This window comes from Shinella sp. OV683, from assembly GCF_057787725.1.
The window spans coordinates 1,725,323-1,751,109 of the sequence record NZ_CM173543.1; the positions used below are offsets into that span (position 1 = coordinate 1,725,323).

The 25,787-nt window shown below is 60.6% G+C and carries 20 protein-coding genes and 1 pseudogene; 14 read left to right on the forward strand and 7 right to left on the reverse strand.

Going from position 1 to position 25,787, the window contains the following annotated elements:
* Positions 1-23 precede the first annotated feature (23 nt).
* From ACXHRN_RS08235 to ACXHRN_RS08270, 8 genes are all read left to right on the forward strand, one after another.
* A complete protein-coding gene (locus ACXHRN_RS08235) occupies positions 24-1,106 on the forward strand; it encodes an ABC transporter permease (protein WP_488640833.1) in 1,083 nt (360 codons plus the stop codon).
* Between the two features lie 312 nt (positions 1,107-1,418).
* Positions 1,419-2,633, forward strand: a complete 1,215-nt coding sequence (locus ACXHRN_RS08240) for an ROK family transcriptional regulator (protein ID WP_488640834.1) — start codon at positions 1,419-1,421, stop codon at positions 2,631-2,633.
* Positions 2,630-3,886: a M20 family metallopeptidase gene (locus ACXHRN_RS08245; protein ID WP_488640835.1), complete on the forward strand. Its 1,257-nt coding sequence runs from the start codon at positions 2,630-2,632 to the stop codon at positions 3,884-3,886. Before ACXHRN_RS08240 ends, ACXHRN_RS08245 begins: the two co-directional genes overlap by 4 nt.
* 64 nt (positions 3,887-3,950) lie before the next feature.
* A complete protein-coding gene (locus tag ACXHRN_RS08250; protein WP_488640836.1) occupies positions 3,951-5,012 on the forward strand; it encodes a substrate-binding domain-containing protein in 1,062 nt (353 codons plus the stop codon).
* 68 nt (positions 5,013-5,080) lie between these two features.
* Entirely contained in the window at positions 5,081-6,145 is a 1,065-nt protein-coding gene (locus ACXHRN_RS08255; protein ID WP_488640837.1) for a substrate-binding domain-containing protein, read from the forward strand.
* Positions 6,146-6,315: 170 nt separating this feature from the next.
* Complete coding sequence (locus tag ACXHRN_RS08260; RefSeq protein WP_488640838.1) at positions 6,316-7,290, forward strand: ABC transporter permease; 975 nt, start codon at positions 6,316-6,318, stop codon at positions 7,288-7,290.
* Positions 7,291-7,304: 14 nt separating this feature from the next.
* Positions 7,305-8,504: an alanine racemase gene (locus ACXHRN_RS08265; RefSeq protein WP_488640839.1), complete on the forward strand. Its 1,200-nt coding sequence runs from the start codon at positions 7,305-7,307 to the stop codon at positions 8,502-8,504.
* Positions 8,505-8,514: 10 nt separating this feature from the next.
* A complete protein-coding gene (locus tag ACXHRN_RS08270; RefSeq protein WP_488640840.1) occupies positions 8,515-9,252 on the forward strand; it encodes an ATP-binding cassette domain-containing protein in 738 nt (245 codons plus the stop codon).
* Between the two features lie 33 nt (positions 9,253-9,285).
* Here the strand turns inward: ACXHRN_RS08270 and ACXHRN_RS08275 are convergent, their stop codons facing one another.
* From ACXHRN_RS08275 to ACXHRN_RS08290, 4 genes are all read right to left on the reverse strand, one after another.
* A complete protein-coding gene (locus tag ACXHRN_RS08275) occupies positions 9,286-12,387 on the reverse strand; it encodes an efflux RND transporter permease subunit (protein WP_488640841.1) in 3,102 nt (1,033 codons plus the stop codon).
* Positions 12,384-13,463 (reverse strand): efflux RND transporter periplasmic adaptor subunit, encoded by a 1,080-nt coding sequence (locus tag ACXHRN_RS08280; protein ID WP_488640842.1) that lies wholly within the window; start codon positions 13,461-13,463, stop codon positions 12,384-12,386. The genes ACXHRN_RS08275 and ACXHRN_RS08280 overlap by 4 nt, the downstream gene beginning before the upstream one ends.
* Positions 13,460-14,569: an efflux RND transporter periplasmic adaptor subunit gene (locus ACXHRN_RS08285; RefSeq protein WP_488640843.1), complete on the reverse strand. Its 1,110-nt coding sequence runs from the start codon at positions 14,567-14,569 to the stop codon at positions 13,460-13,462. The genes ACXHRN_RS08280 and ACXHRN_RS08285 overlap by 4 nt, the downstream gene beginning before the upstream one ends.
* A 176-nt stretch (positions 14,570-14,745) precedes the next feature.
* The gene (locus ACXHRN_RS08290; RefSeq protein ID WP_488640844.1) at positions 14,746-15,621 is read right to left on the reverse strand and encodes a helix-turn-helix domain-containing protein; all 876 of its coding nucleotides are present in this window, start codon (positions 15,619-15,621) and stop codon (positions 14,746-14,748) included.
* A gap of 98 nt (positions 15,622-15,719) precedes the next feature.
* On the opposite strand from ACXHRN_RS08290, the gene ACXHRN_RS08295 reads away from it, so the two are divergent.
* Both ACXHRN_RS08295 and ACXHRN_RS08300 read left to right on the forward strand, forming a co-directional pair.
* A complete protein-coding gene (locus tag ACXHRN_RS08295; RefSeq protein ID WP_488640845.1) occupies positions 15,720-17,285 on the forward strand; it encodes a 4-hydroxyphenylacetate 3-hydroxylase N-terminal domain-containing protein in 1,566 nt (521 codons plus the stop codon).
* Between the two features lie 12 nt (positions 17,286-17,297).
* Positions 17,298-17,810, forward strand: a complete 513-nt coding sequence (locus ACXHRN_RS08300) for a flavin reductase (protein WP_488640846.1) — start codon at positions 17,298-17,300, stop codon at positions 17,808-17,810.
* A gap of 15 nt (positions 17,811-17,825) precedes the next feature.
* Here the strand turns inward: ACXHRN_RS08300 and ACXHRN_RS08305 are convergent.
* The 3 genes and pseudogenes from ACXHRN_RS08305 to ACXHRN_RS08315 all read right to left on the reverse strand — a co-directional run bounded on the left by ACXHRN_RS08305 (position 17,826) and on the right by ACXHRN_RS08315 (position 21,428).
* Positions 17,826-18,166 (reverse strand): annotated as a pseudogene (locus ACXHRN_RS08305) (immunity protein Imm33 domain-containing protein).
* Between the two features lie 270 nt (positions 18,167-18,436).
* The gene (locus ACXHRN_RS08310; RefSeq protein WP_488640847.1) at positions 18,437-19,915 is read right to left on the reverse strand and encodes an aldehyde dehydrogenase; all 1,479 of its coding nucleotides are present in this window, start codon (positions 19,913-19,915) and stop codon (positions 18,437-18,439) included.
* A 61-nt stretch (positions 19,916-19,976) separates the two neighbouring features.
* Complete coding sequence (locus ACXHRN_RS08315) at positions 19,977-21,428, reverse strand: APC family permease (protein ID WP_488640848.1); 1,452 nt, start codon at positions 21,426-21,428, stop codon at positions 19,977-19,979.
* A gap of 291 nt (positions 21,429-21,719) precedes the next feature.
* Here ACXHRN_RS08315 and ACXHRN_RS08320 point away from each other — a divergent pair, with 291 nt between their 5' ends.
* Genes ACXHRN_RS08320 through ACXHRN_RS08335 form a run of 4 tightly spaced genes read left to right on the forward strand, consistent with a single transcriptional unit; the run spans position 21,720 to position 25,787 of the window.
* Positions 21,720-22,505, forward strand: coding sequence for an IclR family transcriptional regulator (locus ACXHRN_RS08320; protein WP_488640849.1), 786 nt, complete (start codon positions 21,720-21,722; stop codon positions 22,503-22,505).
* The gene (locus tag ACXHRN_RS08325; RefSeq protein ID WP_488640850.1) at positions 22,505-23,758 is read left to right on the forward strand and encodes a Tm-1-like ATP-binding domain-containing protein; all 1,254 of its coding nucleotides are present in this window, start codon (positions 22,505-22,507) and stop codon (positions 23,756-23,758) included. The genes ACXHRN_RS08320 and ACXHRN_RS08325 overlap by 1 nt, the downstream gene beginning before the upstream one ends.
* Complete coding sequence (locus tag ACXHRN_RS08330) at positions 23,755-24,414, forward strand: HAD family hydrolase (RefSeq protein ID WP_488640851.1); 660 nt, start codon at positions 23,755-23,757, stop codon at positions 24,412-24,414. Before ACXHRN_RS08325 ends, ACXHRN_RS08330 begins: the two co-directional genes overlap by 4 nt.
* A 14-nt stretch (positions 24,415-24,428) precedes the next feature.
* Positions 24,429-25,787, forward strand: a complete 1,359-nt coding sequence (locus ACXHRN_RS08335) for an aminotransferase class III-fold pyridoxal phosphate-dependent enzyme (RefSeq protein WP_488640852.1) — start codon at positions 24,429-24,431, stop codon at positions 25,785-25,787.

Sequence of the window (25,787 nt, forward strand, 5' to 3'; positions counted from 1 at the left end):
CGTGTGGCGGGGGAGTAATAGACATGTCTGACAGGACAAACGAACTCGGCAGCACTTCAACCACCGGCCTGAAGAAGGTTCGGCGACTTCCACCAGAGGTATCGATCCTCGGCGTGTTGATCGGAATCGCGCTGGTTTTCGAAATTCTCGGTTGGTATTTCGTTGGAGAGAGCTTTCTCGCCAACAAGCAGCGGCTGTCGATCATCGTGCTTCAGGTGGCGGTCATAGGCATCATCGCCGTCGGCGTTACGCAGGTGATCATCACGGCGGGCGTCGATCTTTCGTCCGGATCGATGGTCGGTTTCATCGCCATGATCGCGGCGAGTTTTGCGCAAACGTCGCTGAATGCGCGCGCCGTGTTTCTGCAGCCTGAATATGCAGCATTCGGCATGTCCTGGTTCATCGATTCAAATCCATTCTGGCCGATCGCGGTGGGGCTGATTGCGGGGCTTGCGCTGGGTTTCCTGAACGGCCTCGTCATCGCCAAGACAGGCATTCCTCCCTTTATCGCCACGCTTGGCATGATGGTGTCGGTGCGCGGGCTGGCAAAATGGTATACGGAAGGCCAGCCCGTTGCGCTTTTGAACCCTGAATTCACCTGGTTCGGCCAGAGTTTCGAGGTCTGGGGCTTCCCGGTTCCGCGAACTGTGATCGTGTTTTTCATCGTGGCGTTCATCTGTCACATTGCGCTTTCCTACACGCGCTACGGCAAGTTCACCTATGCGATAGGCGCCAATCCGCTGGCTGCCCGCGTCTCGGGTATCAATATCGGCAATCATCTGATCAAGGTCTATGCCGTGGCAGGACTGCTGTCTGGTCTCGCTGGCGTGATGCTCGCGGCTCGCGCCCAGTCCGGTCAGCCGAATATGGGCGTGGCGTTTGAACTCGATGCGATCGCGGCAGCCGTCATTGGCGGTACGTCTCTGGCTGGCGGGGTAGGGCGCATTACCGGCACGGTGATCGGCACGATCATCCTCGGCGTCGTGACCTCCGGCTTCACGTTCCTCAAGGTCGGTGCCTATTATCAGGAAATCGTCAAGGGACTGATCATCGTCACGGCTGTCGTCATCGACGTCTACCGGCAGAAGCGTCGAGGACGCGCGTAGGATCTGGCGTTCAGAAGATTCACCGGATTTACGAATCCGGTGAATCGCTTGAGCGCCATCGCTAAGAATTTGATTCACGCTTTTGCGGTGACGCCGCGGACTCCCAAGCATCGCGCAAGCACTTAGAGTAGCAGAACTATTCCTCCCAGCCTCGCCGCCGGCTTCCCTGAAGCCGGCGGCTTTTTCGTGCTTGTTGTTCTCCCGAAGCTGTCAGTTCTATTCCCAACTCGCTGTGCAAATCCTAAAATCCCGTTGACAGATTTCGGCGTCAGGTACATAGTTCGGTGACTGAACGAATTAATTGAGGTTGATGTGAGCGAAACTCTTCGTATCTCCCGGAAGTTTTCCCAGCGCGCCGTCATGGAGGCGATCGTTCAGAATGGTCCGATTTCCCGCGCCTCGATCTCCAAGCAGACCGGGCTTTCCAAGCAGACCATTTCCGAAATTGTCCGCCAGCTTGAGCTGGATGGTTGGGTGCAGGAAACTGGCCGCACATCGGGCCATATCGGTCGGACGGCCGTGACCTATGAACTCATTCCCGACGCCGCTTACATCGCAGCAGTCGATCTCGGCGGCACCAAGGTGCGGGTGGCGATTGCCGATCTTGCCTGCCAGGTGTTTGCCGAAGAAGTTGCGCCGACCGATCGTCGGGGCGGGCAGTTCGTCGTCGACCAGATCGCTGATCTGTGCTGGCAGGCCGCCGCTCATCAAAATATTCCGCGCGAGCGCATCCGCATGGCCGTTGTCGGTGCGCCCGGCGCGCCGGATCAGGCTACGGGACGCATCCTGCTCGCGCCCAATATTCCCGGTCTCGACCAGATGAATGTCGCGGCGGCGCTTGAGAAAGCGCTGGGCTTTGATGTGACGCTCGAAAATGATGTCAATCTTTGCGTCATCGGCGAGAACTGGCTCGGCCAGGGGCAGGGGATCGACAACCTCGCCTATATTGCGGTCGGCACCGGTATCGGCGGCGGGTTGATGGTCAACGGACAACTGGTGCGGGGTGTCAGCAACGCGGCTGGTGAACTCGCTTTCCTGCCTTTCGGGTCCGATGCGTTTGATCCGGAATCGCTGCGCGCAGGTGCCTACGAGCGCGTTGTTGCTTCCTTTGGCATCATCGAACGCTATGAAAAAATGGCCGGCAAGAAGGCCACGGTGCCGGCGATCTTCGAGATGGCTGCCGCGGGCGATGCCCATGCCGTGTCGGTGCTCGATGACACTGCAAAGCTGCTGGCGCGCGGCATTGGCGCGATTGCAGCGATTGCCAACCCGCAGAAGGTTATTCTCGGCGGCTCCATCGGCTTGCGCCCCGAACTTCTGGAGCGGGTTAGGGTTTTCCTGCCGCAATGCTTTCCCTATCCGGTGGAGGTGGAGGCAAGCGTGCTGGGCGCGCGGGCAGCAATCGTCGGTGCCACGGCCATCGGTCTCAGTCATCTGCACAATGCATTGTTCGGTGCAGATGCTCCCGACAGCCGGATGTCCCTGCCTCCCGCCGAGACGGTCACCTTCAAGGAGGCTGCAAGATGAGCGCGGACGGTCTCACCCAAAGGCTGCGGGCCGCACTTGATCGCGACGACGCTCTGTCTTTGCTGCAGTCTGCGATCCGGCATGAGAGCATAACCGGTAACGAAGCCAATTTCGTCTTGCTCCTCAAGGCTGAAATGCAGTCGCGCGGGATCGCTGATGTGCAGACGGCCGAATTCCTCCCCGGCCGTCCGAACATTTGGGGCGAACGCAAGGGCAAGGGTGGCGGCAAGAGGCTGCAGTTCATCGGCCATACCGATACCGTCCATGTGGATGGATGGCGTGAACATTGGGCAGGCACGGAGCGCGAAGATCCCTTTGGCGGCGCGATCATCGAAGGCCAGATCTGGGGGCGCGGCTCGGGCGACCTCAAAGCTGGCATCTGCAGTTCGCTTGCAGCGCTGTCGCTGCTCGACAAAGCCGGGATCAAGCTGAAGGGTGATCTCGCCTTTGCCTTTGTCGGTGATGAGGAAAGCGGCCAGCCGGGAACGGGCGTTTCCGCCGGCATCAAGGACTTTACGGCGCGTGTCGAGGCCGGCGAGATCGCTCGTCCCGATTTCACCTGCTATGTCGAGCCGACCCAGCTCGCGGTCTATCCCGCTCAGATCGGTTTTTTCATTGCGGATATCACCATTACCGGAAAGTCGGCCTATTTCGGTGTGCCGGAACTCGGCAAGGATGCCTTGAAGGCAAGCCACGCCGTGATGTCTGCGTTGTGGGAGCATTCCGACGCGGTCTCCGCGCGTGCCGAGCATCCGTTGATCGGGCGTGGCTTCCTGCTGATCACCGGCCTCAAGGGCGGTGGCTTCATCGCCGTGCCGGAGGAATGCACGCTGTCGCTGATCCGCAAGCTGCTGCCTGGTGAATCGCTTGACGCGGCAGCAGCCGAGATGGAAAGCGTCATTCGCGGGGCGATTGCCGATCCGGAAATTCGTGTCGAGATTTCCTATCCGGCCGGCCGCGATCATGCGCTTGGCGGCTCGGCAGCCGAGATCGACCAGTACCTTCCGGAGGTGACGCTGTTTTGCCAATCGGTCAGCGATGCGATGCCGGGCAGGGGCGAGATCCAGGGGGCGCCGTTCTGGTCGGAATCGCCATTCTTCGTCAATCGGCTTGGTGTGCCGGCGATCTATTGTGCGCCGGGCGATATCCGCAACTGCCACACTTTTGAAGAACATGTCGACATCGAGGAATACCTCGCCGGAATAGTCGCGTTTGCCACCTTCATGGCACGCTACTGCGGCGTGGCGGAATAGGGCCAGACCCGAGAGTGCCAGACCCGAGAATGCAACGTCAATAATCGCAAAAGGGAACACGACAATGCTGATGAGGAAAATACTGATTACTGCGCTTCTGACCAGCGCCTTGATGACCGCCACGGCTCTGCACGCTCAGACGGTTGGCCCGTCCGGCGAGACCGCAACGCCGAGCGCCGAGATGAAGCTTTCGGATGCCGATCTCAGTGAGCTGAAGGGCAAGGGCTACAAGGCGGCCCTTCTCTGGCACACCTCGTCTGACTTCACCAATGCGGTTTCGGCCGGCGCCAAGGATGAGTTTGCCAAGGCTGGCGTCGAGGTGGTTGTCCAGACGGACGCGGGCTTCGATGCTGCCAAGCAGCGTAGCGATATCGAAACCGCGCTGGCAGCCAAGCCGAATGTGATCCTGGCGCTGCCGCTTGACCCGACGACGTCGGCCGCTGCCTTCAAGCAGGCGATCAGCGACGGCACCAAGCTGGTGTTCCTGTCCAACCTGCCGGCAGGCTATAAGCAGGGTACCGATTATGCCGCGATCGTCACCGACGATCTCTTCCAGATGGGCAAGCAGGCGGCTGACGCATTGGCTGCCTCAATCGGCAAGAAGGGCAAGGTCGGCTACATCTTCCACGATGCCACCTATTACGTGACCAACCAGCGCGACCAGGCCTTCAAGTCGACGATCGAAAAGGACTATCCGGATATCAAGATTGTGGCCGAGCAGGGCATTTCCGATCCGGCCCGCGCCGAAGAACTGGCCAACGCCATGTTGCTGCAGCATCCCGATCTCGACGGCATCTATGTGACCTGGGCCGAGCCTGCCGATGGCGTGCTGGCTGCCCTGCGCGGTGCTGGCAATACACATACCAAGATCGTTACGCTTGATCTCTCCGAGCCGGTTGGCCTTGACATGGTCAAGGGTGGCAATGTGACGGCAATCGTCGCCGACAAGGCTTATGAACTGGGTCGCGCCATGGCTGCTACCGGCCTGAAGTCGCTGCTCGGCGAAAAGACCCCGCCGTTCATCGTCGCGCCGGCGCTGACCGTGACCAAGGCCAATGTCTCCGATGGCTGGAAAGAGTCGCTCAACCGCGATGCGCCGCAATCGGTGCTCGACGCCAACAAGTAAGATAAGCGCCGCCGGCGGCGGATATCGCCACCGGCCAACCTCGAAATCCACTTCAACGGAGCAGAACGATGCGCAAGCTATCGATAGCATCCCTGTGGCTGGCGACAGCCCTCGTTTCCACCCCCGCAATTGCAGCCGATGGCGCGACCACCGGCCCGCATGGCGAAAAGCCGACACCAGCTGCCAGCTATACGCTGACGCCAGCCGAAGAACAGAAGATCAAGGACGGCAAGTTCACGGCAGCGCTGGTCTGGCATGAGATGAGCGAATACACCAACGCCGTAAACGCCGGCGCGCAGGCCGAATTCAAGCGCCTCGGCATCGACGTCATCGCGCAGACCGATGCCGGTTTTGATGCCGCGCGCCAGAAGGCCGATGTCGAGACAGTGCTCGCCAAGAAACCGTCGATCATCGTGTCGCTGCCGGTCGACCCCGCCAGCGCCGCACCGGTTTACGATCCGGCTTTGAAGGCTGGCGTCAAGCTCGGTTTCGTCGACAATTCTCCTGCCGGCTATGTGCAGGGCAAGGACTATGTGACGATCGTCTCGGACGATCTTTTCCAGATGGGTCACAAGGCCGGCGTCGCCATGGCGGAAGCTTTGGGCAAGAAGGGCAAGGTCGGCTATATCTTCCATGACGCCGATTTCTATGTGACCAACCAGCGCGACCAGGCTTTTAAGAAGACCATCGAGCAGGACTATCCGGAGATGAAGATCGTCGCCGAAGCCGGCATGGCCGATCCCGCACGTGCCGAGGAAATCGCCCAGGCGATGGTCACCCAGCATCCCGATCTCGACGGCATCTACGTGACCTGGGCAGAGCCGGCGCTGAGTGTGCTTTCGACGCTGCGCTCGGCCGGCAACACCCATACCAAGATCGTCGCACTCGATCTCAACGAACCGGCAGCGCTCGACATGATCAAGGGCGGCAATGTTGCTGCATTGGTCGCCGACGAGGCCTACAATATCGGCGTGACCGTCGCGCGCGCCTCTGCCGGCTCGCTGATCGGCAAGACGGCTGAGCCGTTCCTGGTGGTGGACTCTTTGGCTGTCACCAAGGACACGGTCAAGGACGGCTGGAAGAAGTCGCTCAACAAGGATGTGCCGGCGAGCATCGCCGACGCGCTGAAGTAAGCTGAAGTAAGACTACAGCGCCGCGCGTCTTTAAAGACGAGCAAAGGTCGCTGTAGCACTTTGAATTGCTGCATAATTTTACCCTTAAATCGATTCCGATTTGAGAAATTATGCAGTAGCGCGGGAGGAGCGATCCTCCCGCCGCCACTCCGCTCTTTCGAGGAACCGCTATGTCCACCGCAACCAATGCCGGCGCGCCTGCCAGAAGTTTCGCCAGCCGCATCAACCTGCAGCAATATGTCGTCTACTTCGGCTTCCTGGCGATCTTCCTGTTCTTCGCTGTGGTGCTGAAGGACAGCGGCTTCCTGACCGCCCGCAACCTTTCCAACATCGTGCTGCAGACGGCGCCAGTGACGATCATGGCGATCGGCCTCGTCTTTGTGTTGTCGGCAGGCGAGATCGACCTGTCTATCGGCTCGACCGTCGCCGTCTCGGCACTGGCGGCGGCCGTCGTCATGGCCAACTACGGCATGGCAGCGGGCATCCTTGCCGGCATGTCGGCGGGCCTGCTGATCGGCCTGGCCAACGGCCTGCTGGTTGCCTATGTCCGATTGCCGTCCTTTCTCGTGACGCTTGCGACTCTGGGGCTGTTTGCGGGTGTTGCTCGTTCGCTGACCAACCTCCGTTCCATTCCCGTCAGCGATGCCACATTCACCGGATTTTTCGGTTCGGGCGCGCTGCTTGGCATTCCGTCGCTGATCTGGTGGACGGTGATTGCCATTGCAATCGGCCACATCGTCTTCCGCGAAACGCGGTTTGGCGCCCACGTGCTGGCGACCGGCGACAACAATCGCGCGGCCAGCGTCTCGGGCATCAACGTACCGCGTATCCGACTTGCCGTGATGATGCTCAGCGGCGGTCTCGCCAGTCTGGCGGGCCTGCTCTATGCCGGCCGCCTGCAAGCGGCGAAATACACGCTCGGCGAAACCGACCTGATGACGGTTATTGCTGCCGTCATCGTCGGCGGCACGCTGCTGAATGGCGGCAAGGGCTCTATTATAGGCGCGCTGGTGGGTTCGCTGATGATGGGCATGCTCAATAACGGCCTGATCCTCATGGGGCTCTCAGTCTCTGACCAGATGATCGTGCGCGGTTTCATCATTCTGGCGGCGGTCGCAGTATCGCTTCGCGAAAAGCAGCGCTGAAGAAAGGTTTTCCGATGTTTCTCGACATTCTCCGCCGCCGCAATCCCAAATTCATCGAAGCCTCCATCGCGCTGCATCGTGAAGGGAAAATCCCGGCCAATTCTTACGTGCTCGACCTCGATACGGTCGAGGCCAATGCCCGTATCCTGAAGACCGAAGCCGATCGCCTCGGCATGAAGATCTTTGCTATGACCAAGCAAGTCGGCCGCGCGAGTTCATTTTCGCATGCCGTCATGCGTGGTGGCATCGACCGCTCCGTCGCGGTCGACATGGCCTGCGCCCGCGCCACCCATCGTGCGGGCCTCAAGGTCGGCCATCTCGGCCATTTGCAGCAGGTCGCGCGCCATGAAGCCAATGCGGCCGCGGCAACCTTCAAGCCGGACTATTGGACGGTCTTCAACGACACCAAGGCGAGAGAAGCCGCTGCCGGGGCCAAGGCCGCCGGCTACACGCAAGATCTCCTCGCGCGTATCAAAGCGGAGGGCGACACATTCTATCGCGGCCACGAGGGTGGTTTCGATGCCACCGATATCGCCGCCGTTGCCGAAAGTTTCGACCGGCTGGCTGGCGGGCGCTTTGCCGGCATCACCACGTTTCCGGCGCTGCTCTTTGACCATCAGACCCGTAAGGTATTGCCGACCCACAATCTGTCGACCCTGACCAAGGCCGCCGAGGCTCTGGCAAAGTCCGGTCGGAACCATATCGAGGTCAATGCGCCCGGCACCACGTCATCCGTGCTGCTACAGGCGCTGGCCGATGCCGGCGCTACCCAGTGCGAACCGGGCAATGGGCTGCATGGCACGACGGCGCTGCATGTTGTCGAGGATCTGCCGGAACTGCCGGCTGTCTGCTACCTCACCGAGGTCTCGCACCTCTCCGGCGGGAAGGCCTATTGCTTTGGCGGCGGCTTCTATATCGATCCGATCTTCCCGGATTATGACGTCAAGGCGATTGTCTCGGATGAGCCGACGGTTGCGGCGTCGGCGCTTAGAAGCGTTGAAGTGCCGCCGCCCTCTGCCATCGACTACTACGCGATGATCGACGCGACCGGCCCGACTGCGCCAAAGCCCGGCGAGACTGCTGTGTTCGGCTTCCGAGGCCAGGCCTTCGTCACCCGTGCCTATGTCGTTGGTGTTTCCGGCATATCCAGAGGCCAGCCCAAGGTCGAAACCATCGAGAACGGCTTCGGCGAGACCGAATCCTGGCCGGTTTAGGAGAATTGAGATGAATGCTTCCGCACCCGTGCTGTCGCTCAAGGATATCAAGAAGCATTTCGATGCTGTCGTGGCCATCGAGAACTTCTCGCTCGACATCTATCCCGGCGAGATCGTCGCCCTGGTCGGCGACAATGGCGCCGGCAAGTCGACGCTGATCAAGATCGTATCGGGCGTCTATGCGCCCTCGGCAGGCTCGATCACCATAGAAGGGGAGACCGTTGCCATGTCGAGCGCCACGATGGCGCGATCGCATGGCATCGAAGTCGTCTATCAGGATCTGGCGCTCGCCGACAAGCAGACGGTCTACATGAACATGTTTCTCGGCCGGGAACTGACCAACAGCATCGGCCTGCTCGACCGCAAGACGATGATTTCCGAGACCGAGAAGCTGGTGCAGGAACTTGACGTCAGGATTCCGTCGGCGCATGCGACGATCAAGGATCTCTCCGGCGGCCAGCGTCAGGGCGTGGCCATCGCACGCGCCACCCGCTGGGCAAAGAAGCTGATCCTGCTCGACGAGCCCACCGCAGCGCTCGGTGTCGCGGAGACCGCCAAGGTCGAGGCGATCGTGCAGTCGCTGAAATCCAGGAACATCGGCGTGCTGATCATCAGCCACAGCCTCGATCAGGTCTTCAAGCTATCGGATCGCATCTGCGTGCTGCGTCGTGGCAAGCAGATCGGTATCCGAAAGACGGCGGAGACCGACAAGAACGAGATCGTCTCGATGATCACCGGCGTTCAATGAATCCGGCCGCGGATGCCTTGCGTCAGCGACCGCTCATGGGCTGGCGGTTGCTGCGTCCGGCTCCCCTGTGGGTGCCACCTCTTCTTCCTCGCGCCGTGGCGGCGGTTTGATCCGGAACCAGGCGACATAAAGCGCCGGCAGGAAGATCAGCGTCAGCACCGTGCCGACGATGATGCCGCCCATCATGGCGATCGCCATCGGACCCCAGAAGATTTCGCGCGCGATCGGGATGAGGGCAAGGCTGGCCGCTGCAGCGGTGAGGATGATCGGTCGCATTCGGTGTTCGGTTGCGTCGAGGACTGAAGCCCAGGCCTCCATTCCCGCGCGTCGATGGTCTTCGATCTGCACAATCAGGATGACCGAATTGCGGATCAGGATGCCGATCAGTGCCAGCACGCCGAGCAGGGCGACGAAGCCCATAGGCGCACCCACCGGCAACAGGAAAGCCACGACGCCGATCAGCCCCAGCGGCGCGACGGCGAACACCAGGAACAGCCGCTGGAAGCTCTGTAGTTGCAGCATCAGGATCGTCGTCATGGCGAGCAGCATCAGCGGTGCAATGGCGATGATCGGTGCCTGGCCCTTGGCACTCTCCTCGACCGTGCCGGCGGTGGCGATCGAATATCCGGCGGGCAGGGTCGCGGCATAGGCGTCAACTGATTTCTTCAGGCCCGCCACCACCGTTGCCGGCTGGGTGGTATCAACAATGCCGGCCTTGACAGTGATGGTGGGGATGCGGGCACGCCGCCAGACGACGGGCTGTTCGACGTTGTATTCGAACTTGGCGATTGCCGCGAGCGGGATCGTCACGCCACCGGAGCCGGAAAGCTGCAGATCCTGCAGGGTTGCGATTGATTTGCGTTCGGCAGCTTCCGCGCGGCCGATGACGTTGATGAGGTAGATGCTGTCGCGCACCTGCGTGGCGGTCACGCCGCCGACAATGCCATTGAGCGCGTTGGCAATATCTTCGGAACTGACGCCCAACTGCCGTGCCTTGTCCTGCAACACCTCGATCTTGACCACACGGGCGGGCTCGTTCCAGTCATAGATGACATCGCCAAGGCGCTTGTCTTTCCCGAGAACCTCGGCAAGGCCCATGGCGGCGTCGCGCACTCTCTGGATATCAGGTCCACTAACCCGGTATTGCAACGGTCGGCCGACCGGAGGGCCGATGTCGAGCAGCTTAACCAGCGCATCGGTACCGGGGAATTTCTGCCTGAGGTAGGCCTGGAGCTTGGCCTTGAGCTGGTCGCGGACCTCGAGCCCCTTGGTGACAATGATGGTCTGGCCGAAGGATGCCGCCGGGGGCTGGACGTCAAAGGACAGCACGAAGCGCACCGCCCCCTGTCCCACGTAGGAACTCCAGCGCTCGATGTCCTTGTTGCCCTCCAGCATCTCCTTTTCAAACGCGGCGATCTGGCGTTCCGTCTCACGGATCGAGCTGTTTTGCGGCAGGTTCCAGTCGACGATCAGTTCGGGCCGGTCGGAGCTTGGGAAGAATTGTTGCTGGACGAAACCGAGGCCATAGAGCGAGGCGGCAAACATCGCCAGTGTCACCGCGATCGTGATCCATTTCAGCCGCATAGCGCCTTCGAGAAAACGGGCGAAAGCACTGGCGAACCAGCCGGGTTTCTCCGTATGCTTCTTCATCGTCCTGGGCAGGAAGGTCACGCCGAGCAGTGGTGCGAAAAGAACCGCGACCACCCAGGAAACCAGCAGCGAGACGCCAATGACCACGAACAGCGTGAAAGTAAACTCACCTGCCGAGGAGCTGTTGAGGCCGACGGGAATGAAGCCCGCGACCGTGACCAGTGTGCCCGTCAGCATGGGAAATGCGGTCGAGGTATAGACGTGGGTCGCGGCTTTCTCGATCGGGTCGCCTTGTTCGAGACGGGCGACCATCATCTCGACCGCAATCATCGCGTCATCGACAAGCAGACCGAGCGCAATGATCAGCGCGCCCAGCGAGATGCGCTGCATTGATATGCCAAAATACCACATGACCAGGAAGGTGATGGCCAGCACCAGCGGGATCGACAGAGAGACGATGAAGCCGGCGCGTACGCCCAGGCTGACGAAGCTGACGATCAGCACGATAACGACGGCTTCGAACAGTGCGCGGACAAAGCCCGATACGGCTTCCTCGACCACCAGCGGCTGATCGGACACCAGATGGACGCCGATGCCGATCGGCAGATCGGCGACGATGGTGTTGAGCTCATGATCGAGCGCCTTGCCGAATTCCAGAAGGTTGGCATTGGGCTTCATGCCGACGGCAAGGCCGATGGCAGGTTCCCCGTTGAACCGGAACATGCCGCTCGGCGGGTCGGTATAGCCGCGCGAGACCGTGGCGACGTCGCTGAGCCGGAAGAAGCGGTCGTTGACGCGGAGATTGATGTTGCGGATGCTATCTTCGGACGCAAACTGGCCGCCGACACGAAGTGCGATGCGCTCAGGTCCCGCCTCGATGACACCGGATGGCGTGACTGCATTCTGCGCCTGCAAGGTTGCGATGATCTGTTGCACGTTGAGACCGAGCGCGGCTAACTTGCGGGTCGAGAATTCGAGATAGATGACCTCGTTCTGGGCGCCGATCAGGTCGATGCGGCCCGCATTGGGAACAGTGAGGATCTTGGACCGGGCGGCCTCGACATAGTCTCGTAGCTGGCGATTGGTGAAACCGTCTGCGGTAAATGCGTAGATATTGCCGTAGACATCGCCGAAGCGGTCGTTGAAGGACGGTGACAGCACACCCTGCGGGAACGAACTCTGGATGTCGCCGATCATGTTGCGGACCTGGGTCCAGGCGGCGATCACCGCGTTGCCACGCGTCGTGCTCTTGAGGTTAACGAAGACGGTGGTTTGTCCCGGCGTGGTGATGCTGCGGGTAAAGTCGAGCGTGTCGAGTTCCTCGAGCTTGCGCTCGACGCGATCGGTCACCTGGTTGATGGTTTCATCGACGGTGGCACCGGGCCAATTGACGGTGATGGTCATCGTCTTGATCGAGAAGGATGGATCCTCCTCGCGGCCCAGGCCGACATAGGCATAGACGCCCGCCGCCATGAACACGAACATGAAGTACCAGACGAGCGAGCGATGGGCGAGGGCCCATTCCGAGAGATTGAACTTCTTCACTGGCTCTCTTCCCCGTAGAACTTGATGGCCTGGCCCTCTTCGAGACTGTGGACGCCTGCGGTCGCCACCTTCGTGCCCGCTTCCAAACCGGACTTTACTTCGGCGCCGCCGTGGCCGTCGGCGCCAAGATTGACCTCGCGTGCATTGACGACAGACTTGCCGGTGTCGATGACCCAGACCAAGGTTTTGCCGCCCTTTTCGAGGATTGCCGATTTCGGCACATAGATTGCCGCCTTGCCGCTTGCGGCCAGCGTTGCCGTGATCGTGGTACCCAGCCGCATGTTCACGGGAGGGTTATCCAGGCCGATCTTGATCCGCCGTGTGCGGGTGATGGGGTCGGCATCGGGTGCGACCTCACGAACCGTGCCTTTTGCCATGATCGAGGGATTGGCCTGCATGGCGGCCACGAATGGCGTACCCAGCTTGAAGGCCTCATCGAGACCGTCGGGAACGTCAACGACTGCATCGCGGCGGTTGGGCTCGGCGATCGTCAGCACGGCGGTGCCCGGCGAGACGGTCTGGCCGACTTCGGCACTGACGGCGGTCACAACGCCGTCGAACGTTGCCTTCAGCTCGGTGTAGCCCAGCTGCTCACGCGCCTTGTCGACATTCGCCTGCGCCTGCAACACCGAGGCGATAGCGGAATCACGTGCCTGGCGGGCAATGTCGACATCGGCTTGCGCCACCGCGTTTCGCTCCAAAAGCGATTCCTGTCGCTGTGCCGTGGTCAGGGCGTTTGTTTGCTGGGCCTGGGCGCTGATCAGGTCGGACTCGGCGATCTTGAGTGCCAGTTCGGCTGAGATTGGGTCCAGCGAGGCGAGCTTCTGGCCGGTGACGACGCGGTCGCCGATATTCACATCGCGCGCCACGATGCGGCCCAGCGCCTGAAAGCCGAGATTGGTTGTGAGTTGCGGTTCGATCGTGCCGGCAAACACGATCGATGCGTTGTTCTGCGGCACCACCGTGGTCCACATCACCGGGCGAACGGGCGGCGGCGCATCCTTCTTTTCCTCACTGCAGGCGGCAAGGCAGCCAAGCATGCCGATGGCGATGCTCATTCTCAGCCAGGTCTTCATTGCGTGGCCTCCTGCGAATACTTGACCACTTGGCCGGGTCGCAGCAATTTGCCGCCCTCGGTGACCACAAGCTCTCCGTCATCAAGGCCCTTGGAGAGCACGATCACACCAGCATCGTATTGAAAGATTTCAACTTTCTTCAGAGACGCTACGGACGATTTGGGATCGACGACCCAGACGGCAGGCACGCCGTTGAGCGAGAACATTGCCGTCCACGGAAACACCATCGCCTTGACCGGTCTAAGGTAAGCCATGCCCACGACGCTGGAGCCAAGTTTCATCTGCGGCGGTGTCTTTTCAAGCACCATCTTTGCTTCGACGGTTCCCGTGCGCTGGTCGACGGTCGGGGAGACTTCCCGCACCTTGGCGATCGCCTTGACCGAGGGATCGGTCACCAATGAAAGCTCGATCTGGTTCTCGGGCGGGGGATCGGCGAGGATGGATTCATAGAGGTTGAAGACGGCGTCCCGAGGACCATCTTCGGCCATCTTGAACACGGTCTGGGCGGCTTGAACGACCTGGCCGGGCTCGCCATCGCGCGTGGTGATGATGCCGTTGGCCGGCGCTTTCAATTTTGTGGCTGCGAGATCGTCCAGCGCCGTGCCGCGTTGCGCCTCGGCAGACTGGACGGATTGCTGCGCACGGCTCAGCGACTCATTGGCGGCATCGAACTGCTTGCGGGTCGATATACCTTGCGCGAGCAGGGTCTTCATCCGGTCGTAGGACAGTTGCGCCTGGGTGAGAACCGCATTGGCGGCCTGTAGCGAGGCATCGGCGGCCTTGAGACCTGCCTGCTGCTCGCTATCATCGATCTCGGCAAGGATGTCGCCGGCGTTGACATGGTCACCGACATCGGCTTTGCGGACGGTCATGCGGCCGGCGGTGCGAAAGGCAAGCGCGCTTTCCGTCCGCGGCCGGATGACACCGGTCAGCGAGATGGATCGTTTGTAATCGGTGTAACTTGCTGGCTGCACAACGACCTGCAGTGGCTCCCGTGCCTGGGCCGCTTGCTTTGGTTGGCATGCCTGTAGGGCTAAAAGAAAGAGCAGGGAGGCGGATATCAGCGATATCCGGCCGGCGAGTGTCGTGTTGCGTCCAGATCCCATGCCACCCTCCATGGAAAATTCGACCACCGGTCTTCACATGCCGATGCTATGTCGGCAGCATGCCGTTGCGCAACCGAAAACTCAGGATTGCCAAGCGTATGTGAGCGCTACCATTTCGAACAGCGCGGCTTGGCCAATATAGTTCACACGTTAAATATACGGAATGCGGATGAACGTCAGCCAGCTTTCGGCGCCAGATGCTGTGCGCGCCATTCGCTGGGCGGCATGCCGGTGCGGGTCTTAAAGAAGCGTGAGAAATAGGCGGCGTCTTTCAGTCCGATTTCGTAGGCGATGTCTTCAAGTGGGCGCACGGTGAAGAGCAGCAGGCGCTTGGCTTCCAGCAGCCGCCGTTCGTTGAGGAATTCCTTGATCGACAGGCCGAAGGCAGACTGGCAGGCCTTGGCGAGCAGGTGAGGGGTGGTGCCCAGTTCGGAGACATATTTCTCGACTGGCCAGTTCTGTCGGAAGTGCAGGTCGACCAGCCTGCGGAATTCGGAGGCGATGATTGTGTGGCCGGTTTTCGTCTCCGTGGATGTTTCGGTGCCGAATCGGCCGATTTCGGTCAGCGCCACGACGGCCAAGGCCGAGAGCACTTTCTCCATTCCCGGCCGGCCGCAGCGATATTCGTCGGCGAGCTGTTGCATGACGGTTCCGAGCCTGTCCCAGGAAGCAGCGTCTCCCACACCCGCAACCAGCAGCGGCGCATCCAGCGGCAGGATGGTTTGCGCGCGCATCGGCACCAGCGCACTGTCGGCAATCGAGACGACGATGGCATCCGTCTCGTTCGGCTCGACGGTAAAACCATGCACCACGCCGCTCGGCACGAAGCTGACGGCCGGCGCCAAAAAATCCAAACGCTCGTCTTCGATGAAGTAGGTGCCGTGTCCTTTCGTCCAGAAGGTGATCTGCGCCATGCGGGCATGTTGGTGCGCATCGACCCGACCAAGATGAACGTTTTTGCGCGCCATCACTGTCTCGACATGCATGAATCCGACGTCGAGCGGCCTGTCCGGCTCGCCGTAGACAAAGAAGCTGGGAACCGTTGATGTCATGAAGATACCCGAAAAAGTACAAGCGAATTTGCAATTCTGTCCATGGATGGAGGGAAGTGCAAGGCCTATTGTAAGGCAACATTGAATGGAGGAGTTTCATGAATATCCACGACCAGCACCAATTCCAGAAGTCGGAGGATTTTCGCGCCGACAAGACGCGTCCATTCACAGGCGCCGAATATCTGGCATCGCTGCGTGATGGCCGCGAGGTCTATATCAATGGCGAGCGGGTGGCGGATGTTACGGCCCATCCCTCCATGCGCAATTCCGTCCGGTCGCTCGCCCGGATGTATGATGCGCTGCACGCGGAAAAGACCAGGGAACGCCTGACCTCGCCGACCGACACCGGCAATGGCGGCTATACCCACAAGTATTTCCGCGTCGCCAAGTCCTCGGCGGAGCTGGTTGCCCAGCAGGGCGCCATCGCCGATTGGGCACGCATGTCCTACGGCTGGATGGGCCGCACCGCCGATTACAAGGCGGCGCTGATGAACACGCTCGGTGCCAATGCCGACTGGTACGGTCAGTTCAAGGACAATGCACTTTCCTGGCACAAGCGGGCGCAGGAGTCGGTCCTGTTCATGAACCATGCGATCGTCAACCCGCCGATCGACCGGCACAAGCCGGCGGATGCAGTGAAAGATGTCTTTGTCCATATCACCAAGGAAACCGATGCCGGCATCTACGTCTCCGGTGCCAAGGTCGTGGCGACCTCGTCGGCGCTGACGCACTACAATTTCCTGGCCCAGAGTTCGGCGACCGTCACCGAGGATCCGTCGCTGTCCGTGATGTTCATCGTGCCGATGAACGCGCCCGGCATCAAGATGTTCTGCCGCGTCTCCTACGAGCAGACGGCCAATACCGTGGGTACGCCGTTCGATTATCCGCTGTCGTCACGTTTCGATGAGAACGATGCGATTCTCGTGCTCGACAATGTCTTCATCCCTTGGGAAGATGTGCTGGTGTTGCGAGATGCACAGAAGATCCTGTCCTTCCATCCGGCATCGGGCTTCATGCATGGCTATTGCTTCCAAGGCTGCACACGCTTTGCCGTCAAGCTGGATTTCCTCTCCGGGCTGCTCGCCAAGGCACTGCGCGCCACCGGCGGTGATGCATTCCGCGGCAATCAGGCAGCACTCGGTGAAGTGATTGCGCTGCGGCACATGTTCTGGAGCTTCTCCAATGCCATGGCCTATAATCCGCAGCCTTGGGCTGGCGGTGCTGTGCTGCCCAACATGGAGGCCGCACTCAGCTACCGTACATTCATGTCGGAGGCCTATCCGCGTGTCATCGACACGGTGCGTCGGGTCATTGCGTCCGGCCTGATCTACCTGCCGTCCTCGGCCAAGGATTTCAATAATCCCGAGATCGACCGCTATCTCGCCCAATATGTGCGTGGTTCCAACGACATGGGCCATATCGAGCGCATCAAGATCATGAAGCTGCTCTGGGATGCGACCGGCACGGAATTTGGCGGCCGTCATGCGCTTTACGAACTCAACTATGCCGGTGCGCCGGAAGAGGTGCGCCTACAGGTGCTGAAGGGCGCCGAGCGCGGTGGACGGCTTCGCGAAATGGAAGCGCTCGTGGATACCTGCATGAGCGACTACGATGAAAACGGCTGGACCGGCGACACCTGGCTGCCGCCGCTCGGTCAGGGCTGAGGAGGAGCCGAGATGGAGGAGGCGGTTTCCAAGGCAGAATTTCGCAACGCCATGTCGCGGGTCTGCGCGCCGGTCAACGTGATTACCACCAATGGTGCGGCGGGTCGCGGCGGCTTTACCGCCACCGCGATGTGCAGCGTCACCGATGAGCCCCCGACGCTGCTGGTCTGCATGAACGGCAAGTCGGCGCAATGCGGCCTGTTTCTGGAAAACCGCCGCTTCTGCGTCAATGTTCTGGCCGACGATCATCAGGAACTGGCCGGCTATTTTGCCGGCCGCCAAGCCGACATGGCGGCGCGCTACGCCGCCGCGCAATGGGTCGACATGCCGTCCGGCAGCCAGGCGCTGGCCGATGCCATGGTCTCGTTCGATTGCCGCCTGACCGAAGCACGTCTCGTCGGCACGCACCATATCTTCATTGGTCAGGTCATCGGCATCCGCTCAAGGGTGGATGGCAATGCGCTGCTCTATTTCGATCGCAGCTACGTCAACGTGCCGACACAGGTGGGGAGTTTTGGGGGGTAGATTTGCCTCTGCTTCTCAGACGTCGAGCAAGGTTGGATCGAACCATACATCCTCATAACCGTCCGCAATGAGGAAGCGCCATCCGGGCGGCAATGCAAGATATGGCAGCACCAGGGCACTCCGTTCGGCAATATGACTGATATGCAGTGGCTGGAAAAGTCGGACGCTTCGCTGACTTCTTTTCCAGCCCAGATATACCAGCCGCAGGTTCCTCCATCGGGAGGATGCCGCAGGCCATTCAATGGGACAAGTCCGGCCTTAACATTGCTTGCAATGCCAAGTTTTGAGTCCGGCTGGGGTGGCGAATAGGCCGCTTTGTGCCGACGACATAGTTCGCGCTGCGGATCCAAGATCATGCCCTTGATGTGGTTGGAGTTCAGTAACAGCCCTCAGGACTTTTGTCAGCGGTCTTACCCCTCACCAAGCGCGTCCAAGCACGCGACTGAAAGTCGCCTGCGGACTTGCTATCCTCTCCCACAAGGGGAGAGGTAAGGCGCCGCGATCGGCGGCTTTACTTGCGGCTTGACAATTCCACAAGCTTGCCTCTCCCCTTGTGGGAGAGGATACGCAGGCCGGGCAAGCTTGCGAGCCCTTGGCCGAAGTTGGTGAGGGGTGATTTCGCCCCGTTACAACTGAATCCAAGCCGTTTTCAGATCCACATATTTGTCCAGCGCATGCAGCGACTTGTCGTGGCCGTTGCCGGACTGTTTCACACCGCCGAGCGGCACGGTGTTGTCGGCGCCACCATAGGTGTTGACGTGGACGACGCCAGCCTTGATGTCGCGCACCATGCGGTGGGCGCGGGAGAGGTTGGATGTCCATACGGCTGATGCGAGGCCGTAGTCCGTGGCGTTGGCGATTTGCAGGGCCTCGGCTTCGGTCTCGAAGGGGATGATCGACAGGATCGGGCCGAACACCTCTTCCTTTGCAAGTGTCATTTCCGGCGTCACGTCGAAGACGGTCGGCTGCATGTAGAAGCCGCCGGTTTCCTGCATGATCCGTTTGCCACCGGTGCGCATGGATGCGCCCTCCGACAAAGCCTGCTCCGCATAACCAATATCCTTTTGCAGCTGGATTTCGCTCGAGATGGCGCCGGCCTCTGTGGTCAGGTTGAGGGGATCGCCGAGCTTCATGCTGGCTGCAATTTTGGCCACCTTTTCGGAAAACTCTTCCTGGATCGATTTCTCGACCAGTAGCCGCGAGCCCGCGACGCAGGCCTGGCCGGAATTGCGGAAGATGCCATAGGCTGACACCTTTGCTGCCTGGTCGAGATTGGGCGCATCTGCAAAGACGATGTTGGGCGACTTGCCACCGAGTTCGAGATAGACGCGTTTGAGGTTGGAGCGGGCGGAGTATTCGAGCAATCTCCGGCCGACTGGACCGGACCCCGTGAAGGCGAGCACGTCGATGTCCATGTGCAGGCCGAGGGCTTCGCCGCTGACGGCACCACGGCCCGTGATCACATTCAATACGCCTTCAGGTAGACCGGCTTCGACGCAGAGGCTGGCGAGCCGGAGCAGCGACAGCGATGCGCCTTCTGCTGGCTTCAACACGACGGAATTGCCGGCAGCCAGCGCGGGCGCTATCTTCCATGCGCCGATCATCATCGGAAAATTCCACGGCACGATCGCCGCAACAACGCCAATCGGCTCGCGGTGGATCAGGCCAAGTATGTTGTCGGCAGTCGGGGCGATCTCGCCGTAGACCTTGTCGATCGCCTCGGCATAATAGCGGAAAGTGCCCGCCGCGCTGCCCGGCTCAGCCTTCAGCGCCATCGAGATCTCCGTGCCGTTGTCTCTGACGCCAAGGACGGCCAGTTCCAGGGCATTTTTCTCGATCAGCTCGGCGATTTTCAACAGGACTTTCTTGCGCTCAGCGGGTGCGGCTTTCGACCATGAGCCTTTTTCGAAGGCTGTGCGCGCGGCTCTGACTGCCAGATCAACGTCCTCGGCACCGGCATCGGCGATCGTGGTCAGCCGCTTGCCGTCAATCGGCGAGATGACATCCATCGTGGCGCCACCGATGGGTGAGCGCCATTCACCGTCGATGAATAGCGATTGCGGCGCGACATCCAGTGTCCGGAGTTGGTCGATCTTGTCCTGCATGGCCGTTGTCCTCAAAAGATGAAAATGGCGGGAGAAGCTCCCGCCATTGTAGCTGACTTAATCAGGCTTCCTGCCCTGCGCCCAGCTTGGCGAAACTCGCCGAGTCCGAGGACTTCAGCCGCGCCGCCGCGATGAAGCCGATGATCGCTGCGATCACCACCAGTCCCGGAAGAAGCACGGCAAGAACGCCGGTTGCACCGGCGATGTTGCCGAAGTTGATGGCGATGTAGATCACCAGTGCCAGCAGGACCAGACCGGTGATGATCGGCAGCACTTTGGTCGCCATGGCACTGTTTTCGAGCCCCGGATTGCGGCTGAAGAAAGCCACGATGGCGAAGGAGGTGAAGGCCATCAGCAGGATGATCGCCAGCGTACCGACATTGGTCAGCCAGGAGAACAGCGCCAGCACCGGATCCTGTCCTGTAAAGGCGAACAGCGCAATGACCAGAACAGCGATAATCGTCTGGATCACCGAGCCGACATGCGGGCTCTGGAACACCGGATGCGTGACGCCAACGGACTTTGGCAGCAAGCCTTCGCGGCCGGCGACATACATGTAGCGGGCGACACCATTGTGGAAGGCGAGAACACCGGCAAACAAGCTGGTGACGAACAGCACGTTCATGGTCACCACGATCCAATGGCCGACATAGCGCTCGGCAAGACCGAAGAGGAATGTGGTGGGATCGGCAAGGCCTTGCAATTCCGGCACAAGCTTGTCGACACCGGCACCGTTGACCATTAGCCACGACGTCAGCATGTAGAACAGGCCGATGATGATGACGGAGATGTAGGTGGCGCGCGGCACGGTCTTGTGCGGTTCCTTGGCTTCTTCGCTGTAGATGGTCGTGGCTTCGAAGCCGATGAAGGCGGCAAAGCAGAACAGGATGCCGATGGCCGGCGCGCCGCTCAAGAAGGCGGATGGTGTGAACGGCACCGCTGAAAGGCCGCTGTCGCCGCCCTTGAACAGGATCGCGGCATCGATGATCAGCACGACGAGATATTCGAGGATGACCAGGACTGTCAGCACCTTGGCCGACAGATCGACACGGCGATAGCCGAACACGGCAACGATGGCGATGCCGATATAGGTCCAGACCCACCAAGGGGCTTCGAGGCCCATGCTGGCGAACAGACCAGACGTTGCCGCGCCGAACAGTCCGAAGACGCCGATCTGCATGGCATTGTAGGCAAGGATGGCGACCCAGGCGGCTGCACCGCCCATCATGCCGCCAAGGCCTTGAGCCGTATAGGCATAAAAGGCACCGGCATTGCGAATGTGGCGGGCCATGGCGACATAGCCGACTGCAAACAACAGCAGGATGGCTGTGACCAGCAGGAAGGTCAGCGGGATGCCCGCGCCATTGCCGAGCAGCATGGAAAGTGGCACGCCGCCCGCGACCGCCGTCAGCGGTGCAGCCGCTGAGACGACCAGAAACGTTACAGCCCCGACACCGAGGCTGTTCTTGCGCAGCTGGTTTTCACCGCTGCCCTGTGAAATTGAATTGCTCATCGCCTTAGCTCCCCTTTGGCGTTGCGATTTTCCTTTCCGCCGATCCTGCGGCGGTTCCCAGTTTGATGCAGCCTGCATTGTTGTTGTTTTTAAGCTTGCGGGCCGGCTCAAAAGTATGGTTCATTATTTGAACCCTAGCTTCAAATATAGACTTGCAAAAAGTGCCGGTACCTGTCAAGTTATTTCGCATGTTAAGTATCTCGGTGCTTGAGGAAGCGCGCTTGACGGGTGGGGAGAGCCACCAAACCGAAGCCCTGAAAGCGCTTCAGTCAGATGAGGAAACGAGAGAAAATGGGAACGATCAGCAAAGCGCTGACACTGCTCGATACGCTGTCGCTGCTGGACAAGGAGGCCGGTCTGACCGAGATCGCCCAAGCCTGTGGGCTGGACAAGGCAACGACACGGCGATTCCTCGTCGAGCTGGAAAAGCACGGATTCGTCGAACAACTCTCCGAGTCGCGGAAGTACAGGATTGGTGCTGCACCGGTGCGTCTCGCCCGTATTCGCGAGCAACGCTATCCGTTTCTCAGGACCGCTCTTCCTTTCGTTCGGCGACTGGTCGAACAGGTCGATGAGACCGTCCATCTCTCCGAATTTGCGGGTGGTCGCTTGTCGACGGTGCATGTCGAGGACTCGACCAAGGCGCATCGTGTCTTCGTGGCCGTAGGCACGCTTTTGCCATTCCATGCCACCGCCTCCGGTCTGGCGTTCATATCCGCGTGCCCCGCCAGGGAGATCGAGGTTGCGGCCGCGCAGTCGCTGGAGGCGTTTACGGAATTCACGATGACCAAGGCCGAGGATTTTCGGCGGCGCGTCGAGGAGACACAAGCCAACGGATTTTCCGTCAGCCGACAGGGCATCGAGGTTGGGGTGATCAGCGCATCGGCTGCAATAGCTGCGCCGGGCGCCCGGCCTATCGGCTGCATCACCGTCGCAGCACCTCTGGCGCGCACCGATGCCGCGCAGATTCGCGAGCATGGGCTTGCTGCGGCTGCCGCCGCCAAGCGCATTTCACACGCATTTTTCGGCGCAGACCGGGAGAACCGGCCGGCGTCGCAATCGAGGAGGAGTTACTGATGGGCGTGAATGCTCGTTTGCCCAAAATTCTGGTCATCGGCACCGGTGACACGAAGAGTGACGAATTGCTGTTCATGGCTGATGTCATCGGCCAGGCCGGCGGAGTCCCGGTCATGGTTGATGTGAGCGTGCTTGGCGATCCACCCTACAAGCCGGACTACTCGAAGCACGATATCGCTGCTGCGGCGGAAACCACCATACAGGCAATCATCGACAGCGGCGATGAAAACACCGCCATGGAGCTGATGGCAAAGGGCGCATCGAACCTGGTCAAGGGTCTTTACGATGCCGGTCATGTCGACGGTGTGATTGCACTCGGCGGCTCGATGGGCACCGATCTGGCGCTCGATGTAGCGGCTGTCTTGCCGCTCGGCGTGCCGAAATTCGTCATTTCCACCATCGCCTATTCACATCTTCTGCCGCCCGAGCGCATCGCGCCTGACCTGATGATGATCCTCTGGGCCGGCGGGCTTTACGGTCTGAATGGTATCTGCAGTTCGGTGTTGTCACAGGCTTGCGGCGCGGTCGTTGGAGCTGCCAAGCACGGCACCAAGCCGGCCGGCGACCGGCCGCTGATCGGTATGACCTCGCTCGGCACGTCCTGCCTGAAATACATGAAATTCCTCAAGCCGGAGCTGGAAAAGCGTGGTTACGACGTCGCCGTCTTTCATTCGACCGGCATGGGCGGCCGTGCATTCGAGGCGATTGCGGCGCAGAAGGGTTTTGCGGCTGTCTTCGACCTTTGCATCCAGGAAATTTCCAACCATCACAATGGAACCGTGGTCACCTCCGGTCCGGACCGGATGGAAAATGCCGGTCGTGCCGGCATTCCGCAGATAGTAGCACCCGGTGCGATCGACATGGTCGACCTGCAGGCCTGGCAGCCTCTACCCGGGCATTTTTCGGGGCGGCCATATCATGCTCACAACCGGCTGATCGGCTCTATAACGACCGACCCCGAAGGCCGTCGCAGCATTGCCCGCGTCATCGGCGAGAAGCTCGGTGGCTCGGCGTCGCCGGTGGCTTTCATCCTGCCGGTGCAGGGCATCCAGGAGTGGGACAAGGAAGGCGAGCCGCTTTTCGATCCGGAAGGCCTCGATGCCTTCGTGGACGAGATGCGCAGTGCGATCCCTGCATCGGCCGTGTTCGAAGAGGTCGATGCGCACATCAATTCCGCCGAGTTTTCCGCCAAGGCGCTGGAGATCTTCGACCGCTGGGTTGCCGAAGGCATCGTGCCGAGGGGGCGGGCATGAGCGTGCACAATTCGCAGAAAGCCCTGATTCTCGACTTCGGCGGCGTGGTCACGCGGACGCTGTTCGAGACGCATGACATCACCGAGCGTGCGCTGGGCCTCAGACCCGGTACGTTGACCTGGCTTGGACCGTTCGATCCCTCGACCGATCCGCTCTGGGGCCAGATGCAGAACCGCCAGATCACCGAGCGCGATTACTGGATGACGCGGACCAGGGAAGTCGGCGCGCTGCTGGGCGAAGACTGGTCTGACATGAAGACATTCGTGCAGCGGGCGAGGGGGGCAGAGGCCGAACTTGTGCTGCGGCCGGAGGCGCGCGCGGCCATCATTCGTGCCAAGGATGCGGGAATCCGGCTCGCCATCCTCTCCAATGAACTCGACCTCTTCTATGGCGTCGAGTTCCGCAAGCGTTTTCCGCTGATTGACCTTTTCGACATCATTGTCGATGCGACCTACACGAAGATCCTGAAGCCCGACCCGCGTGCATATGAGCTGGTGCTGGCGGAACTCGGACTTGAACGCAAGAACTGCGTTTTCGTCGACGACCAGAAGAAGAACATTGAGGGGGCCGTCGCGGTCGATCTGCCGCATGTGCATTTCGACGTGACTCGCCCCGCTGAGAGCTACGCCCAAGCACTGAAAATGCTTGGCCTTTGAGAAGGGGAATGACCATGCGCGAGACCAATTTCCTGACCGAGAACAATGCCCGCCACATGTGGCATCCGATGGCACACCCTGCCGAGATGCAGGCCAATCCACCGCATATCATCAATGCGGCCGAGGGCGTCGAAGTCACCGATGTCAATGGCAAGAAGCTGCTCGATGCTGTCGGCGGGCTTTGGAACGTCAATCTCGGCTATTCCTGCGAGCCGGTGAAAAAAGCGATCCGCGACCAGCTGGACGAGCTTCCCTATTACTCTGCGTTCCGTGGCACCTCGACATCGCCGGCCATCGAACTGTCCTATGAACTGGCTGAATGGTTCAAGGAAGATGGGCTGGTGCGCGCCTTCTTCACCTCGGGCGGTTCGGATTCAGTCGAGACCGCCTTGCGGCTCGCGCGGCAGTACCACAAGATCAATGGTCAGCCGGAGCGCACCAAATTCGTGGCACTGAAGAAGGGCTACCACGGCACGCATTTCGGCGGCGCATCGGTCAACGGCAATGCCAATTTCCGCCGCAACTATGAGCCGCTGCTGCCCGGCGTCTTCCATCTTGCCGCCCCCTACGCCTATCGCAATCCGTTCAACACGTCAGATCCCGCCGAGATCGCGCAGGCGATAGCGCGTCAGTTCGAGGACGAGATCGCGTTCCAGGGGGCGGATACGATCGCTGCGATGATCATGGAGCCGGTGCTCGGTTCGGGTGGCGTGATCGTACCGCACGAGACCTTCATGCCGTTGATGCGGGCGATCTGCGACAAGCACGGCATCCTGTTGATCGCCGACGAAGTCATTACGGCTTTTGGCCGCACCGGTGCCTGGACAGGTTCGCGCGGCTGGGGTGTCAAGCCGGATTTCATGTGCACGGCGAAGGCCATCACCAACGGCTATTTCCCGTTCGGCGCCGTGATGATTTGCGAGAAGGTCGCGACGGCCTTTGAGGCGTCAAAGGGGACGATCGGCTCTATCGGCCATGGCTATACCTATTCTGGTCATCCCGTCGGTGCGGCCGCGGCCCTTGCGACGCTGAAGGAAACGAAACGGCTCAACGTTGCGGCCAATGCCGGCGAACGCGGCGCGGAATTGCTCAAGGGATTGCAGGGCCTGAAGGACAAGCACGAACTGATCGGCGACGTGCGTGGTCTCGGCCTCATGTGCGCGCTGGAAATGGTGTCGGACCGCCAGGCCAAGGCAGCCGCGGTCAAGGACGTCGTGCAGAAAGTCTTCGACGTCGCGTACGAGGAAGGCGTCATGGTGCGCACGTCGGGCGCGAATGTCATCATCTCGCCGCCGCTGGTGGTCACAGCAGCCGATGTCAGCCGGATCGTCTCGGCGCTCGATGCCGGCTTTGCCGCTGCCGGAGGCAAGTGA

What these genes read in the sequence shown, in the direction of transcription:
- ACXHRN_RS08315 (WP_488640848.1), bottom strand. Translation starts at nt 21,428, where the DNA reads ATGAGCAATTCAATTTCACAGGGCAGCGGTGAAAACCAGCTGCGCAAG.
- ACXHRN_RS08280 (WP_488640842.1), bottom strand. Translation starts at nt 13,463, where the DNA reads ATGAAGACCTGGCTGAGAATGAGCATCGCCATCGGCATGCTTGGCTGC.
- ACXHRN_RS08250 (WP_488640836.1), top strand. Translation starts at nt 3,951, where the DNA reads ATGCTGATGAGGAAAATACTGATTACTGCGCTTCTGACCAGCGCCTTG.
- ACXHRN_RS08320 (WP_488640849.1), top strand. Translation starts at nt 21,720, where the DNA reads ATGGGAACGATCAGCAAAGCGCTGACACTGCTCGATACGCTGTCGCTG.
- ACXHRN_RS08255 (WP_488640837.1), top strand. Translation starts at nt 5,081, where the DNA reads ATGCGCAAGCTATCGATAGCATCCCTGTGGCTGGCGACAGCCCTCGTT.
- ACXHRN_RS08325 (WP_488640850.1), top strand. Translation starts at nt 22,505, where the DNA reads ATGGGCGTGAATGCTCGTTTGCCCAAAATTCTGGTCATCGGCACCGGT.
- ACXHRN_RS08285 (WP_488640843.1), bottom strand. Translation starts at nt 14,569, where the DNA reads ATGGGATCTGGACGCAACACGACACTCGCCGGCCGGATATCGCTGATA.
- ACXHRN_RS08330 (WP_488640851.1), top strand. Translation starts at nt 23,755, where the DNA reads ATGAGCGTGCACAATTCGCAGAAAGCCCTGATTCTCGACTTCGGCGGC.
- ACXHRN_RS08290 (WP_488640844.1), bottom strand. Translation starts at nt 15,621, where the DNA reads ATGACATCAACGGTTCCCAGCTTCTTTGTCTACGGCGAGCCGGACAGG.
- ACXHRN_RS08310 (WP_488640847.1), bottom strand. Translation starts at nt 19,915, where the DNA reads ATGCAGGACAAGATCGACCAACTCCGGACACTGGATGTCGCGCCGCAA.
- ACXHRN_RS08295 (WP_488640845.1), top strand. Translation starts at nt 15,720, where the DNA reads ATGAATATCCACGACCAGCACCAATTCCAGAAGTCGGAGGATTTTCGC.
- ACXHRN_RS08235 (WP_488640833.1), top strand. Translation starts at nt 24, where the DNA reads ATGTCTGACAGGACAAACGAACTCGGCAGCACTTCAACCACCGGCCTG.
- ACXHRN_RS08260 (WP_488640838.1), top strand. Translation starts at nt 6,316, where the DNA reads ATGTCCACCGCAACCAATGCCGGCGCGCCTGCCAGAAGTTTCGCCAGC.
- ACXHRN_RS08265 (WP_488640839.1), top strand. Translation starts at nt 7,305, where the DNA reads ATGTTTCTCGACATTCTCCGCCGCCGCAATCCCAAATTCATCGAAGCC.
- ACXHRN_RS08300 (WP_488640846.1), top strand. Translation starts at nt 17,298, where the DNA reads ATGGAGGAGGCGGTTTCCAAGGCAGAATTTCGCAACGCCATGTCGCGG.
- ACXHRN_RS08335 (WP_488640852.1), top strand. Translation starts at nt 24,429, where the DNA reads ATGCGCGAGACCAATTTCCTGACCGAGAACAATGCCCGCCACATGTGG.
- ACXHRN_RS08270 (WP_488640840.1), top strand. Translation starts at nt 8,515, where the DNA reads ATGAATGCTTCCGCACCCGTGCTGTCGCTCAAGGATATCAAGAAGCAT.
- ACXHRN_RS08245 (WP_488640835.1), top strand. Translation starts at nt 2,630, where the DNA reads ATGAGCGCGGACGGTCTCACCCAAAGGCTGCGGGCCGCACTTGATCGC.